The sequence below is a fragment of the Rhizobium sp. BE258 genome (genome assembly GCF_031457345.1).
In the GTDB taxonomy this organism is placed as follows: Bacteria; Pseudomonadota; Alphaproteobacteria; order Rhizobiales; family Rhizobiaceae; genus Rhizobium.
This window is the reverse complement of the sequence record NZ_JAVDWL010000008.1, coordinates 113,255-128,750: the sequence shown is the minus strand read 5'-3', so window position 1 is coordinate 128,750 and position 15,496 is coordinate 113,255. Positions and strand designations below refer to the sequence as shown.

Sequence of the window (15,496 nt, the reverse complement as noted above, 5' to 3'; positions counted from 1 at the left end):
GCATGCTGCTCTTCTCGCAGCGCGACCCGAGCTTGAGATTCGATGACACTGAGATTTCCGCGCCTGACCATTTCCCCGATCGCCAAACGCATCCTCAGCCTCACCGGCCTGCTCTTGCTGCTGATTGGCGGCTACTATATCCATCTGCTGGCGACGAACAATTTCCACGCCGTCGTGCCCGGGGAAGTCTATCGTTCCTCGCAGCCTTCCGCCTCAGCGATCGCCCGGCTGGAAGGCAGTTACGGCATCAAGACGATCCTCAATCTAAGGGGCGAGAACGGCAGCAAGAGCTGGTACGACAGCGAGATCGCCCAATCGAATGCGCTTGGGATCAAGCATATCGACTTCCGCATGAATTCCTCAAAGGAGCTGACGCCTGAACAGGCTCTGCAGCTCATCGCCATCATGCGCGACGCGCCGAAGCCGCTCCTGATCCATTGCCAGGCAGGCGCAGATCGCACGGGGCTTGCCTCGGCGCTCTATCTCGCTGCCATCGCCGGCAAGAGTGAAAAGGTCGCGGAGGGCCAGCTGTCGCTACTTTACGGCCATATCCCCTACTCGTTTTCGCATGCTTTCCCGATGGATATTACCTTCGAGAAGATGGAACCCCTGCTTGGCTTCGGTAATTCTTGATACCAGCGCCTTAAACCATCTGTAACATTGACCAGCTACCGGTGAATGCGCGACATTTTGCGGCGCAATATTTGATTCCTCTTCCAGCCGGGGCTGAGCCATGTTCCAGTACGATCTCGTTGTTGTGGGCAGCGGTCCCGCAGGCCGCCGTGGCGCCATTCAGGCAGCCAAGCTCGGCAAGAAGGTTCTGGTCATCGAACAGGGCAAGCGGGTGGGCGGCGTCTCCGTCCATACCGGCACGATCCCGTCCAAGACCTTGCGCGAAACGGCACTCAATCTTTCCGGCTGGCGCGAACGCGGTTTCTACGGCCGGGCCTATCGCGTCAAGGACCAGATCAGCGCAGAGGACCTGCGCCGCCGCCTGCTGATCACCCTTGATCATGAAGTCGAAGTCCTGGAACATCAGTTCGCCCGCAACCGCGTGCAGCATATGCGCGGCAAGGCGAGTTTCATCGACGCGGCGACGCTGCAGGTCGTCAAGGATGACGGCGAGACGATCCAGGTCTCTGCGGCAAGCGTGCTGCTTGCCGTCGGCACCAAGCCGTTCCGGCCCGACTACATGCCCTTCGACGGCAAGGCGATCATCGACAGCGACGAGCTGCTCGATATCGAGGAACTGCCGCGCTCGATGGTGGTCATCGGCGCCGGTGTCATCGGTATCGAATATGCGACGATCTTCAGCGCGCTCGACACCGCCGTGACCGTCATCGACCCGAAGTCGACAATGCTCGACTTCATCGACAAGGAAATCATCGAGGACTTCACCTATCAGCTGCGTGACCGCAACATGAAGCTGCTGCTCGGCCAGAAGGCCGACAAGGTGGAGAAGCTCGACAATGGCAAGGTGCAGCTGACGCTCGACAATGGCCGCCACCTGGTCACCGATATGGTGCTGTTTGCCGCCGGGCGCATGGGTGCCACCGATACGCTCAACCTGCCGGCCATAGGCCTCGAAGCCGACAACCGCGGCCGCCTGAAGGTCAATCCGGAAACCTTCCAGACCTCGGTACCGAACATCTATGCCGCCGGCGACGTCGTCGGCTTTCCGAGCCTTGCCTCGACCTCGATGGAACAGGGCCGCATCGCGGCACGAGTCGCCGTCGGCGCCGTTGCCAAGGAGCCGCCGAAATACTTCCCCTACGGCATCTATGCCGTTCCCGAAATCTCGACCTGCGGCCTGACCGAGGAAGAGATGAAGGAGCGCGGCATTCCCTATGAATGCGGCATCGCCCGTTTCCGCGAAACCTCGCGCGGCCATATCATGGGCCTTGATACCGGCCTTTTGAAGCTGATCTTCTCGCTGAAGACGCGGCGCCTGCTCGGCGTCCATATCGTCGGAGAAGGCGCCACCGAGCTCGTTCACATCGGCCAGGCCGTGCTGAACTTGAAGGGTACCGTCGAATATTTCGTCGAGAACACCTTCAACTATCCGACGCTTGCCGAAGCCTACAAGATTGCAGGCCTCGACGCCTGGAACCGCATGGGCGATATCAAATCGGAGCTTTGAGTCGGCTCAGTTAGCCAGCAAACCATCTGGTTTCATCCAGTCGAGTTCGCCGAGCGCCGCCTGCAGGTGCTTGGCAACGGCGTGGTTACCTTCGCGAACGGCGATATCGTAGGCCGTGAGGCAGTATTTCACCAATGGCTTGGTCAGCATCGGCTCATCGGACACCGGACAAATGATGCCGGCATAGAGCGACGGGATGCCCGCCTTGTCGCGGAAGCAGCGGCCAAAGACCATCACATAGCTGTAGCGACCGTCTGCCTGGCGCGTCCGGTAGCTCTGCTGCTCCGGCTCGCCTGTCGCGATCGATTCGTGGATGGCGGCAGCCACATTCGCGCGGTCTTCCGGATGAATGCGCTCGATATAGATGTCCAGCGGCAGTCCGTGCTCGGTCTTGACGTAATCAAGCCCGAAAAGCTCAGCGACCGCACCATCGGCATAGAGCAGGTTCGCCACGATATCCCAGGTGAAAAAGCCGGACTCTGCCGCCTGCCAATCGGCCTGCTCGGACTCAATGGCGCTGTTCTGGAAGGCCAAGATTTTCCCCTTTGCACATCGTCGCAATCCAGAAGTGTAAAGGATCAGCTTCACACTGCAAGGCACTGATTAGCAAATATGAAACTTCTTCACAGCCTCGGAGTCAGGACGCTCGATGACAAACGAAAAGGCCCCGCCGCAAGCGGCGAGGCCTTCGAAAATCCATAAGGGATCAGCCGATTATTCAGCGTCGCCTTCGGAAGCCTTCTTCTTCGGAGCAGCCTTCTTCTTCGGAGCTGCTTCTTCACCTTCGGAAGCTTCAGCCTTGGCAGCTGCCTTCTTCTTCGGGGCGGTCTTCTTGGCGTCCTTGTCGGAGCCTTCGCCTTCTTCGTCGGCGAGCAGCTCTTCCTTGGTGACCTTCTTGTCGGTGACGTCGATTTCGGTCAGCAGATGGTCGATGACCTTCTCTTCGAAGATCGGAGCGCGGATCGAGGCGGCTGCACCCGGCTGGCTGCGGAAGAACTCGAGGATCTGCTTTTCCTGGCCCGGATACTGGCGCAGCTGTTCGTAGATCGCACGCTGCATTTCGTCTTCGGACACTTCGACGCCGGCCTTTTCGCCGATTTCGGAGAGAACGAGGCCGAGGCGGACGCGGCGTTCAGCGAGCGTCTTGTACTCTTCCTGCGCCTTGTCTTCGGTCGTGCCTTCGTCTTCGAACGAGCGGCCGGACTGTGCGAGGTCGTTGTTCACCTGGCTCCAGATGCCGTTGTATTCAGCGTCAACGAGCGACTTCGGCGTGTCGAACTTGTACATCTCGTCGAGCTGGTCGAGGATCTGACGCTTGACCTTCTGGCGGGTCAGCGAGCCGTACTGCGATTCGATCTGGCCGCGGACGATTTCGCGCAGGCGGTCAGCCGATTCGAGGCCGAGCTTCGTGGCCAGTTCGTCGTTGATTTCGGTTTCGCCCGGAGCGGCAACGTCCTTGACGGTGACGTCGAAGGTGGCTTCAGCGCCAGCGAGGTTCTTGGCCGGGTAATCGGCAGGGAACGTCACGGTGATGGTCTTTTCGTCGCCAGCCTTGGTGCCGACGAGCTGTTCTTCGAAGCCCGGGATGAAACGGCCGGAACCGAGAACCAGTTCGGCGCCCTGATCGGTGCCGCCGTCGAAGGCAACGCCATCGACCTTGCCGACGTAATCCATGGTGATCCGGTCGCCGTCAGCAGCCTTGCCCTTCTTGGTTTCGTAAGAGCGGGCGCTCTCGGCAACCTTCAGGACCTGTTCGTTGACTTCTTCGTCGGAGATATCGACGACTTCGCGGGTGATCTTGATGCCCTTGGTGGACTTCAGTTCGATCGGCGGCAGGACTTCGTAGGACAGCGTGAATTCGAAGTCCTTCTCAGCGGCGAGGATCTTCTCGGCTTCGTCCTTGTCTTCGGTCATGGCGATTTCCGGCTGGGTAGCGGACTTTTCGCCACGGCTGGAAAGGATCTGGGTCGGCTGTTCGCGGACGATCTCGTTGACGAGGTCGGCCATGATCGACTTGCCGTAGACCTTCTTGAGGTGAGCCGGCGGTACCTTGCCCGGACGGAAACCGTTGATACGGACCTTGTCCTTCACGTCGGCAAGACGCTCGTTCAGCTTGCTTTCCATGTCCTTGGCCGGGATAACGACCTTGATTTCGCGCTTCAGCCCTTCAGCGAGCGTTTCGATAACCTGCATGTCTTCCTACCTTCATTTCGTTGGCGGCCGTGCCCAGACGCCTTCGTTTCGATGAGCACGACGCCGGACAATTTGGCCGCGCGTGGCTTTGTTCTTCAAATTCCAATACATCCCGCCGTTAAGGGGGACGGCGCCATCCTGCCGGGTAATCGGGATATCCCGCCTGCAAGCCAGCTTTGGTGCGGGTAGAGAGACTTGAACTCCCACGCCTTGCGGCACCAGAACCTAAATCTGGCGTGTCTACCAATTTCACCATACCCGCGTTCGCAAAACCGCATGCATATGCCTGCGCATGAGGCCTTCCGGAGCGCGGCGTCTCTATATCACCCGATTTGGTAGAGGCAAAGGAAAAATGAAGGCCCGATGACAGCGATCAACCGCCCGGCGAGCGGCAATCCACAGGCCTCTCCTCCAATCAGTAAAGCGGCTCCTCATAGGCTGCCTTCCCATCGACGAGAAGGCTCCTGATCTGCGCCGTTCCATCGGCCGAAACACGGGCCGCAACCGAGACCTGACCATCCTGCCGGGCCTCCTCAAGTGGCTTGCCCTCGCCCTCGGGAACATAGTAGCGCTCGATGCCATACTCGAGGCGCATGCTGTCGCCGCCGGCCGGGCCATAACTATAGAAAGGCTGGCTTCTGATAACCACACTGCCGCCCTCTTCCGGCAGCGCAGAGAATGACGATTCGGCGACGTTCCAGAAGCCATCGGCCTGCGGCTTCAACCGCACCCATAGCACCTGTTCGCCGGCGGCCGACGGAAGCCCGCCCTTGACGCTGCTGACCGGCACGGAGGAGATGTCATAGTTCAGGACGACGTAATCGCCGCGCAGGAAGTCGCGCGGATCGACGGGCGCAGTCTTGAGGACGACCTCCGCGCCGCTGCGCAGGATCGCAGCACGGCTCTCTATGATATAGCCGAGTACCGCGGTCTGCAGACCGGCAGCGATAAGCGCCGCTACCATATAACGCGTTGCCGGATTGCGGCTCGAGACGATAGCGCTCATTGGGCCACCTCCGCCTTTTTTCCACCGAAGCGCCGTTCCAGCCGGATCACCAGCCACGCGACCAGAGCAACGAAGACGCCGGAGAGAAGGAAGAGACTGGATGTGCCAAGGATCGAGCCGACCGTTTCCGATGCGAGATAAAGGACGTCGGCGGCAAACATCAGATAGGCCAGATAGCGAACGGCGCCATTATCCCGGCCCTGTAGCGCGATTGCCAGTACAGCGATGGCCAGCGTGATCAGGCTGAGAACGACAAGCGCGCCGCCTTTCTCCAGTTCTATGTTGAGAAGCAGCAGGCCGACGGTGGCGATCAGGAATGCGTAGAAGGCCGGTGCAGCCCCCGCGGTCTTGACGAAGACGGAATTGCGTAACGGCGGCAGGCTGACGGCCAGGAACACCGCGAGACCGCAGACCACATAAGCTGCGGCCAGCCAGAAATCGTCGTGCAAGGTATAAAGCCATGCCAGCCAGCCGACCACTAGGAAGTAGGCAAGGTGGCGTGACCGGCCAGCGTCGGTGTAGCGAACCAGCGCAATGAGGACGACGCTCATTGCCAGCGGCGCCCAGGCGCCGGCACCAACCCAGCGGGTGTCGTAATTGCTGAGATAGACACCAAAGGACGCCCAGGAGAGAAAGCCCGCGATTGCCGTTGCCGGACCCGAGCGGAAGAGCGCGGCCGAAATGGCAGCGATGGCGAACCAGAGATACATGACCGTCTGCTCGTCGCCGGACAGATGATACATCTGCCCGATCAGCGATATGGCCCCGCCGAAGCTGAGGACGCCGACGACAAGCAGCGCATTGGCTGCGGCGATTGCACCACGGGCGAACAGGGCGGCAGCGCCGAGATAGGCCATCCAGATCACGGCCAGGATCGCGCCGGCGCGCACCAGCCGTGGAATGGCCTCCCAGTTGGACGCGACGAGCAGCAGCAGGGCCGCACCCAGCAGGACAGCGGCCAGTACCATCAAGACGCGGCCGAGACTGAAGCTCGCCGGACGGCTGTCATATTCCCCGAGCAGCAGTTCGGCAGTCGCCTCGGGGATTAATCCCTTGCCGACCCACACCGAAAGATCACGCTCCAACCTGCCTCGATACATATCAGCCTCCGCCCCCGTGATGGCATCCGCTAGCGTTATCGCCGGTGATCCGGTTAGGCAATCCCGCGCTCGAAATGCAAGAAACGCCCTGCATGAACTTGGTACGCTTCTTAACCGACAGTTAACGCCAATGTTCTAATATATGGTCATTGTAGAAAGGCATGCACGATGCGCATAGCCACTATGAAAATATTGCACTGCAAAATATTCATTAGTCATACTATTTAGATCATCAAGAAGCGCGGGCGTGGCAGCCCGGCCCGGTTAACCGGAAGCCTGCGGATATGATGTCCGTATAAAGAATTCGGAGATGCGCACTCCTCCTCCCAGCGCACTCCGATAGACTGACAACACTCCTCCTCCCAGTTGTCAGTCACCTACATGACGCCCACCGGATCCTCCCCCGGTGGGCGTTTTGTTTAACAGGTGGTTAAACGATTAAATCAGCCGGAATGCATATATGCCGCTTGATGTCTGCGGATCGAGCCGGCGGCGCGCGAGAATCTGTAGACAGATATCCCGCCGTCAGCCGGAAATGTTGGGCGCTGCCGCGGCGGCGCCTACTCCGGGCATTCGGCTTCCCCCTTTGCGCGCATCGAAAACACTCTCAGCCGCACCTGGCGCCAGGTCACCGGCAATAGGCACGCTGGGGGAATATCATTCTGCCTATTCATTGACCAGAAAGCGGCAAAACCATGTAATTCACGGCGCCAGACCTGCGCAAAGCGCATAGGTGACTTGAAATCTTGTCTCTATTCGTTCTTTGCGGTGCAGCATATATTCAGCCCATCAAATGAAAGCCAGCGCGGATAGGCTGCAGCTGGCAGATGCGAACCCTCGGAAAGGGGATCAAAATGAACATTACTCGCTCTTTCAACAACTGGCGCAAGTACCGTCAGACCGTTAGCGAACTCGGCCGCATGAGCAACCGCGAATTGCACGACCTCGGCATCGACCGGTCGGAAATCCATCGCGTCGCTCGCGAGGCAGCCGCCCGCTAATTCAGGCGATCAGCGGCCTCCCAAGCTGATCTCCTTCTCAAAACGCCCGGTGCTCACGCAACGGGCGTTTTCTTTTGTCTGAAATTTACACTTTCGTAAGAGTTGCAGATAAAAAGGCTCAATTTAGCCGCTCAAAAAATCACACCTGCGCATTTCGCGGGCAGATCATTGCACAAACGCATAGCAGATGCCTTTTCTTTGCACTGCACAATATGACAGAGATCCACTATATGAATGTCCAAGCGCAGAGACGGCGATGACGCCGGCCGCGAGACACTTCTAAGGATGAAGACAATGAACCCGATCCGCATTGCAAAGAGCTGGATTAGCTACCGCCGTACGCTCAACGAACTCGGCAACCTGTCCAACCAGACCCTCTCCGATATCGGCATCAGCCGCTACGAGATCCGTAACATTGCATCCCGTTCGTTCCGCTAATCAGCGGCGAATGCGATACACCCAAAACGGCGCCGCTAGGCGCCGTTTTCGTTTTCAGGCCTGTTCCCAAGCCGGCAAGTCGCCGGTGCTCACCGTTGAACCGCCGCCCGTTCAAACGAACGCGGATTCATCAGATTCTTTGTGATTGAGAATTATGCGCGCTTTGCGCTTCGCCTCGCTGCGGACACGCGCGTCGGCGTATCGACGTCTGCAACGCTGCGGCTGGAGAAGCCGCGCTGTTTCGCGCGGCCTGCTCATTGGTCATATTGACCGGTAATCAGTTCCGCCATCTTCCCGTCGGATTGTTCGCTTCGCTGCTGAAGAACCGCGAGGCTGCTTCGGTGCGATTGCGCACATTCATCTTCTTGTAGATGTTGCGGACGTGAACCTTGACCGTGTTCTCCGACAGATGGAGTTCATCGGCAATGATCTTGTTCTGCGTGCCCTTGCAGATCAGATCAAGGATCTGCACCTCGCGCGTCGTCAGGGACGACATATCGCCCTGTCTCAGCCGCATCGCCCCTGCCCCGGCCACCGCAACGGAGCGTGCCTCGTAAAGCGAGCGCTCGGGTGCCTGGTTGGTCAGGCGGTTCAGCAGTGCCGACGGGAAATGCTCGCCACCCTTCATCAGAAGATCGACAGCTGCCATGAACACGTCGAGCCTCAGGTTGAGCGGCAGGACGCCATCGATGACGCGGGCCTCGACGAGCCGGTTGATATAGGGCTCCATCATGTCGATCGCTTCGACGACGAGACCGATCGATGTCGCGGGGTGATTTTCCCTGACAGTCGCCAGAGCATCGCTGAGCTCCGTTCCGGTAATGTGGTAGAAGAGAACCAGCGTGGCGTCGTTGGCATCGTTCTGCAGCATGGCCTTGGAATAGCCCCTGCTGATGACTTCGCAACTCGGAAACTTCTTCGCCAGCGCCTCGACGAGGCATTCGGAGAACAAGTCGGCATTCGCAATGACAAGTATTGTGTCCCCGGCCGGACCGAACTTTCGGCTCTGATCGGCATCACCAGTCTTCGACGCAGTCATGAACATTTACGCCTCCCCATAGCGTTACACGTTACAAATGCTTTGAGTGATACTTCCGGGCGGCCCGGACGGGCACCCCTCGTAATTCCCGTCTTCATTAGTTAGCCATTTCTTAATTATGGTAATACGAAGTTCCATTGAAGGAAATGGCCCAAACGGGTTAGTTTTTGTAAATATACAATGACATTTCCTATTGTTCTGGTTGTATCCACCCCATCCTAGATAACTTATGGGGTATATAGTCGGTTATTTTTGGTCCTTTATGGTATTTTCGAACCAATAGTAGGCGCGTCGTCTTTTTCACTCTTTTGGACAGCGCCAATTAACCGGAATGTTACTTATGCAAGACTTTTGACTTAGAGGTGGAGCGAAACGAAGCGGCCCAATTGCCCGCAAATGGGGGTGGCTGCATGCGGTTTCATTGCCAGCGAACAGAGGTCATCTTGAAACGCCTTGATCAGTCCGGGCGAGCCACAGTGAGTTCCAACGCGCTAGCCCGAATTGGTATCTAGGAAGCTCGGTTCTTCTCGGTCAAAGTCGTATTGTCGCTCAATTGCGGCACCGGAAACGCGGAATATCCCCTCGCGACGGCGATATCTCTGCTTTTCCATTGGGGCAACTCAAACAACTGAAAGCATGAAGTCTTCAATCACATGATTGCGGAGCTAGATCTGTGCGTCCTTGTACTGAGTTACGCGCAATCCAATACATCAGGTTTGGCCAACAAACCGGAATTGAACCGCAGATGACCAGGTAATGCATACATCTGCATATGAGTAATCAGTATCGGAGTAAGCGCGAGTAAAATCCCATTTGAGATGAGAGGGATTTCGCACACTGCTCCGAATTCCTTTGGAGGAAGCGAAATGAGCCAGAATTATCAGCCGGGCGGCGACACCGAGACCAATAACATCGGTGCGCTTGCAGACGGCTTCCTGGGCAATACCGCAATCAATGATCCGGACACTTCGGATAATTCCACCGCTTATATTGGCGGCCTCGCCAATGGCGACAATCGTGACAACACCACCAATACCGACAACAGTGATAATAGCGATAACAGCGACAACAGTGATCACAGCGACAACAGCTCGGATATCACCGTCGATGCGACGCTCGACCTGCTGAACGGCAACAATCGCGACAACAGCTACGATTGGGACTACGACAGCAAGACCACGAATACGACGACCAACACCAACATCAACGACGCTGATACCAATGTGAAGTCCGACTATGACTGGAGCTACGACAGCAAGTCGTACAGCGACAACGATATCAACACGAAGACCGACACCGACATCAAGACGGTCACCGATACCGACGTCAAGACGACCACGACATCGGACAGCTTCAATACGGCTGACAGCTTCAACAAGACCGACAACGACACGACGAACACGGCCGACAGCTTCAACAAGACCGATACCGACTTCGCGACCATTCACGACGTCAAGGACTTCGACAATCTTGGAGTGGCCGGCAACGACGTCAACTTCAATCTCGGTGACAACTTCTCCTTCACGCTCGACATCGACAACATCCTGAACGGTGCCTTCAACAACGGCAACGCCTTCAGTGCCATCCAGGCAAACCACCTGGCGGACCAGGACACGTCCTGGGGCATGAAGATGGATGCTTCCAACGCCGACAACAAACTGTCGGTGGATGGCGGTAACGCGCATGGCGCTGACGGCATGGACCTCAGCCATCATGGCGGCTGGACCGGCGGCGCAGGCGACGACGTCAACGGTTCGAGCGTTGCGGACGCATCTGCGATCCTTGCGAATTCGGGTATCCACATGGAACTCGTGCAGGGCGCGAACATGCTCAGCAACACGTTCGATGCGATCGGACATGACTCGCATACCACGGGCCAGGACTCGCACGACGGCGGTGCCGCGTAACCTCAAGCAAAGTCCAAGACCTGCTGCACCGGCGTTCGCGCCGGTGCAGTTTGGCGGCTTGAAACGCAGCACACGAGAGTATCCAAGGGCGGATATGCTGCAGATCAGGCCGCACACCGTGTCAAACGGGAGGGGCCATCATGCATAGCGAGAAGATTTCCGAAATCATTGCGCACTTCATCGGTCTATTCGATACGGCGGTCGAAGAGGCGAGAGCACGCAATGTATATGCGGAAGGGGCGCGCCCGAATGAGGACGTCGCCATCCAGCCCGAGGACGAAATCCGGGCGGCGGCGTTTTCATCGGATCTGCAACTCAAGGACTTCGACCCGAGCGCACCGTACCGCTCGTTGGCCTACGACATCAATTTCGCCCATCCGCGCTTTTATGGGCACGCCTTCGAAGAGAGTCTGGCGAAGCTTTCCGACCTCGCGCATCGCGACTTCAGCGGCCTCCATTATATCCCGAGCTTCAGCATGCCCGGTGAAGATCCGGAGCTGCAGGTCTTTCAAGGACCGGGCTCAATGGTTGCGCATGTCGCGCAGGTGAACATCCTCTACGACGACGACTATCTGAACATGACGGACCGCGATGCCGAATTCCGGGATACGAGCTTCGTCACCGCGCAACTGCTTTATCTCCAGGAAAAGGCCGAAGCTGCGTTACCATTCATCAGTCTCGACCGCACAGACAGCGCCGATGCGCTGAAGACGATTGCCGACAACATTCATACCTATGTCAACTCGGTCCTCGAGTCGGGAACACCCGGCCCTGACGGCGAGCTGCAGACTTATGGCAGCGACGACACCGATACGAGCGGGCAGACTTATAGCTATGTCGATGCAGGCCGCGACATCGGCGGCAACGAGCTGACGGGTGCAATCTACATCAACGGCAAGCTCGCCGATGCAGCGCCCGTTCTCGACGACTATATGCCTGACAGAGGCATCGCGAAGCCGCCGGAAGATCCCGAGACAGGCAAGACCGACCTGCCGATCGAGCAGCATAGCGGACCACTCAACAGCCTCGACGTGGCCGCCGGCGCCAATGTGCTCGCCAATATCGTCGCCATCACCGATACCGCCGTCATATCCTCGGTGACCGCAGTGATGGGCAACTACCATCAGATCGACGCGATCTCGCAGAGTTACGTCTACAGCGACCATGACCATATCGACAGCATGTTCGACACCTCGGGAAGCGCTGCGACTGTTGCCAAGAACATCGCGAGCTTCCAGCGCAGCGTCTATGACGACGGCGCCTCTCAACACGCGACTTCAGCCGATACAGGCCACGATCCGATCTTCCCGACCGCCTGGCGCGTCAGCGTCGTCGATGGCGACGTGTCCTTCGTCAACTGGATCGAGCAGTATCACTTCATCAACGACAACGACACGATGACGATTACCGCCACGGGCACGGAAGCAACCGTGCTGACGGGCGGCAATGCATCCGTGAACTTCGCGTCGATGTTCGGCATCGGCATGCAATACGATCTGGTGATCGTTGGCGGCAACGTCCTAGACATGAATGTCATTTCGCAGATCGCCGTCCTCTATGACAACGATTGGGCGCGCGGCGAACCCGGCGCCCCGGGGGCGACCATCCAGTCAGGCAACAACCTGATCTGGAACCTGGCCGAAATCCACAATGTCGGCGCCAACGACCGTTTCCAGGCGATGCCCGACTACATGGTGCAGACGCAAAAAGCGATCGAGGAGCGTGACGCATCGATGCCGGCTGGGCTGGCGCATGACGCAAACTTCGCCGGCCATGCCGGACTTAACGTCCTCTACATCACCGGCAATCTTTACGACGTCAACGTCATCAAGCAGGTCAGCCTGCTCGGCGATTCAGACGACGTGACACACGCTATCTCGGCAATCGCCCAGAACAACCAGAATGCCACGATCCATGTCGATACCGGCAGCAACGCTGTCGTCAATATCGCGCAGATCCTGGATTACGACACGTTCGGCCATACGACCTATCTCGGCGGACAGCTCTATTCGGATGCCATCCTGATCCAGAGCGGCCTCGTCGAACACGACACCTCCCAGCCGCAATCCGCGCCACTTGCAAATGAGGTCATCGCATTTCTCGGCGATGACGCAACGCATCACGCAGGCTCCGAGGACGCCACAATCAACGGCGGCCACGATCTTTCATGGACGCTGACCCACCCGGACGTGATGCAAGGCGTCACTGCATAGTTTTGAGTAGAGGGAAACGCTCCCATGAATCACATTCCAAAGAACACCTTCACCGGAAGCCGGACTTTGGGACTTGGCCGCCGCGGCAGTGCCTTCGACGAGGACATGACCGACGAGTGCATGTCGGCGATCGACGATGCGGTGGCGAACCTCCGCCAGCTAACGGCAAAGCGTGCTGCCGCAAGAGCTGCGGCACAGGCCGAATCCGCCGCGCGCGCCGATGGGGCGTTCCGCGCTGCTGCGGTTGAAGATATTGCCGAAGTTCCGGCAGCCGCCGCTGAGGCCGAACCCTCCGTGGCCATCGATGCTGAAGCGGACACCGTCGTCGAAGCAACGTCCGAGGTTGAGGCCAAGACCGCGGAGCCCGTGATCGAGCTTGTCGCCGAAGCGCCCGCTCCGGAGCCTGAAATCATCGCGCCCGCAGAACCGATCGCCGCTGCTGCAGAACCCGTTGCGCCCGTGATGGAGAAAGCGGCACCGGTTGAGGAAGAGACTGTCGCGCGCCGGACGCCTGAGAGCCCGGAAATTCCCATTGCCATACCCGAGGCCGCGCCTGAACTGAAACAGAGCCCTGCCGCCATTCCCTTCGGCAAGACCATCGAAGGCAATACCGGTCCGCTACAGGACAACGAACGCCGGCTGAAGACTGGCGGCGGCGGCAATGGCAAGGATACCGATTCAGGTGGCGGCGGTGGCGGAGGCGGCGGAAACGGCGCCAATTTCCACAAGCGCAGCGAACCGGTGAATTTTGCTGCCAGCTTGGCCAAGGGCATTGCCGCGATCCGGCGCAACATGGTGATCGTCATGGCCTTCACCATTGCGATCAACGTGCTGCTGCTGGCGATCCCGCTCTATCTCTTCCAGATCTCCGACCGCGTGCTGACCAGCCGGTCGATCGACACGCTCGTCATGCTGACCATCGCCGTGCTCGGCGCCGTGCTGATCCAGGCATTTCTCGATTCCATCCGCCGCTTCATCCTGATGCGCACGGCCGTCGAACTCGAAGTGCAGCTCGGCGCGCCGATCCTCAGCGCAGCGGCCCGCGCCTCTCTGCACGGAACCGGCAAGGACTACCAGATCCTGCAGGATTTGCAGCAGCTGCGCGGCTTCATCACGTCGGGCACGCTGATCGCCTTCCTCGATGCACCGCTGATGCCGCTGTTCATCGTCGTGGTCTATCTCGTCCACCCGCATCTCGGCATTATCATCATGGTCTGCTGCGCGGTGCTCTTCTTCATCGCCTATCTGAACCAGCGCTTCACGGCGCGCCCGTTCGCCGAAGCCAACGGTTATCTCAACCGGGCGAATTTCCATCTCGATTCGATGGCCCGCAATTCGCAGATTATCAACGCACTGGCGATGATCCCGGAAGCCGTGAAGATGTGGGGCCGGGAAACGGCAGGATCGCTGAAAAGCCATGTCGCCGCCCAGGACCGCAACATCATCTTCTCGGGCATCTCCAAGGCCTGCCGGATGATCACGCAGGTAGCGCTGCTTGGCTGGGGCGCACATCTGTCGCTGTCGGGCGAGCTGACGGGCGGCATGGTGATCGCCGCTTCGATCGTCTCCGGACGCGCGCTGGCGCCGATCGAAGGCGCGATCGAAGGCTGGCATCAGTTCAACCGCTCTGCCGCCGCCTATGGCCGCATCAAGCAGCTGCTGATCAATTCGCCGCTGAACTTCCCGCGCCTGCGTCTGCCCAATCCGGAAGGACGCCTCGACGTCGAGCGCATCCTCTTCGTTCCGCCACCACAGAAGAAGGTCATCCTCAACGGCATCTCCTTCTCGCTGAAGAAGGGCGAATCCCTTGCTGTCATCGGCAATTCGGGTTCCGGCAAGACGACGCTCGGCAAGATGCTGGTTGGTTCGATCCTGCCGACCTCCGGCAACGTGCGCCTCGACCTCATGGACCTGCGCAACTGGGATCAGCGGCAGTTCGGCGAAAGCATTGGATATCTGCCGCAGGATGTGCAGCTGTTCCCGGGAACGATCAAGGCCAACATCTGCCGCATGCGCGACGATGTCGAAGATCACCAGATCTACGAAGCGGCCGTGCTTGCCGACGTCCATGAGCTGATCGCCAGCTTCCCGCAGGGCTACGAGACGGTCGTTGCCGCCGACGGTGCGCCGCTCTCTGGCGGCCAGAAGCAGCGTATCGCGCTGGCCCGCGCCTTCTTCGGCAGCCCGAAATTCGTGGTTCTCGACGAGCCAAACTCGAACCTCGACACGCAGGGTGAGGCAGCCCTTGCCCGCGCGCTGATCCATGCCAAGAAGCAGGGCATTACCACCGTCACCATCACGCAACGCCCTGCCCTGCTGCAGTGCGTGGACAAGATCCTTCTGCTCAAGGATGGCTCGGTCGGGATGTTCGGCGAGCGCATGGAAGTGCTGCAAGCCATCCAGGGCAACAACAACAACAACAACAATCGTCCCCAGCCGCGTATCGAAGGTTAAATCGA

General features: G+C 58.8%; 12 protein-coding genes and 1 tRNA gene. 7 read left to right on the top strand and 6 right to left on the bottom strand.

All coding sequences use genetic code 11. The features are described 5' to 3' along the window. Positions 1-42 precede the first annotated feature (42 nt). Together J2X43_RS25430 and sthA are read left to right on the top strand one after the other, a co-directional pair. On the top strand, positions 43-633 hold the full coding sequence (locus tag J2X43_RS25430) for a dual specificity protein phosphatase family protein (RefSeq protein WP_112518647.1): 591 nt from the start codon (positions 43-45) through the stop codon (positions 631-633). A 100-nt stretch (positions 634-733) separates the two neighbouring features. Continuing rightward, a complete protein-coding gene (sthA, locus tag J2X43_RS25425) occupies positions 734-2,140 on the top strand; it encodes a Si-specific NAD(P)(+) transhydrogenase (protein WP_112387995.1) in 1,407 nt (468 codons plus the stop codon). A 6-nt stretch (positions 2,141-2,146) separates the two neighbouring features. Here the strand turns inward: sthA and J2X43_RS25420 are convergent, their stop codons facing one another. The 5 genes from J2X43_RS25420 to J2X43_RS25400 form a co-directional block, all read right to left on the bottom strand. Next, on the bottom strand, positions 2,147-2,674 hold the full coding sequence (locus tag J2X43_RS25420) for a PAS domain-containing protein (RefSeq protein WP_310299018.1): 528 nt from the start codon (positions 2,672-2,674) through the stop codon (positions 2,147-2,149). Positions 2,675-2,854: 180 nt separating this feature from the next. Continuing rightward, a complete protein-coding gene (tig, locus tag J2X43_RS25415; protein ID WP_310299014.1) occupies positions 2,855-4,333 on the bottom strand; it encodes a trigger factor in 1,479 nt (492 codons plus the stop codon). Positions 4,334-4,510: 177 nt separating this feature from the next. After that, positions 4,511-4,595 (bottom strand) — tRNA-Leu (locus J2X43_RS25410). Between the two features lie 153 nt (positions 4,596-4,748). Continuing rightward, positions 4,749-5,339, bottom strand: coding sequence for a GDYXXLXY domain-containing protein (locus tag J2X43_RS25405; protein WP_310299008.1), 591 nt, complete (start codon positions 5,337-5,339; stop codon positions 4,749-4,751). Then, complete coding sequence (locus J2X43_RS25400) at positions 5,336-6,439, bottom strand: DUF2157 domain-containing protein (protein WP_310299005.1); 1,104 nt, start codon at positions 6,437-6,439, stop codon at positions 5,336-5,338. Before J2X43_RS25400 ends, J2X43_RS25405 begins: the two co-directional genes overlap by 4 nt. An 854-nt stretch (positions 6,440-7,293) precedes the next feature. Between J2X43_RS25400 and J2X43_RS25395 the strand changes: the two genes are divergently transcribed. Beyond that, positions 7,294-7,440: a DUF1127 domain-containing protein gene (locus J2X43_RS25395; protein WP_112387991.1), complete on the top strand. Its 147-nt coding sequence runs from the start codon at positions 7,294-7,296 to the stop codon at positions 7,438-7,440. Positions 7,441-7,734: 294 nt separating this feature from the next. Next, complete coding sequence (locus J2X43_RS31150) at positions 7,735-7,878, top strand: DUF1127 domain-containing protein (RefSeq protein ID WP_074061123.1); 144 nt, start codon at positions 7,735-7,737, stop codon at positions 7,876-7,878. A gap of 277 nt (positions 7,879-8,155) precedes the next feature. Here the strand turns inward: J2X43_RS31150 and J2X43_RS25385 are convergent, their stop codons facing one another. Continuing rightward, positions 8,156-8,923: a response regulator transcription factor gene (locus J2X43_RS25385; protein ID WP_112387990.1), complete on the bottom strand. Its 768-nt coding sequence runs from the start codon at positions 8,921-8,923 to the stop codon at positions 8,156-8,158. Positions 8,924-9,783: 860 nt separating this feature from the next. Between J2X43_RS25385 and J2X43_RS25380 the strand changes: the two genes are divergently transcribed. The 3 genes from J2X43_RS25380 (at position 9,784) to J2X43_RS25370 (ending at position 15,491) form a co-directional block, all read left to right on the top strand. After that, positions 9,784-10,824 (top strand): fibrinogen-binding protein, encoded by a 1,041-nt coding sequence (locus tag J2X43_RS25380; RefSeq protein WP_112387989.1) that lies wholly within the window; start codon positions 9,784-9,786, stop codon positions 10,822-10,824. Positions 10,825-10,964: 140 nt separating this feature from the next. Then, positions 10,965-13,037: a hypothetical protein gene (locus tag J2X43_RS25375; RefSeq protein ID WP_310299001.1), complete on the top strand. Its 2,073-nt coding sequence runs from the start codon at positions 10,965-10,967 to the stop codon at positions 13,035-13,037. 105 nt (positions 13,038-13,142) lie between these two features. After that, positions 13,143-15,491 carry a type I secretion system permease/ATPase gene (locus J2X43_RS25370; protein WP_310299631.1) on the top strand — a complete coding sequence of 783 codons (2,349 nt, stop codon included), beginning with the start codon at positions 13,143-13,145 and terminating at the stop codon, positions 15,489-15,491. Positions 15,492-15,496 lie beyond the last annotated feature (5 nt).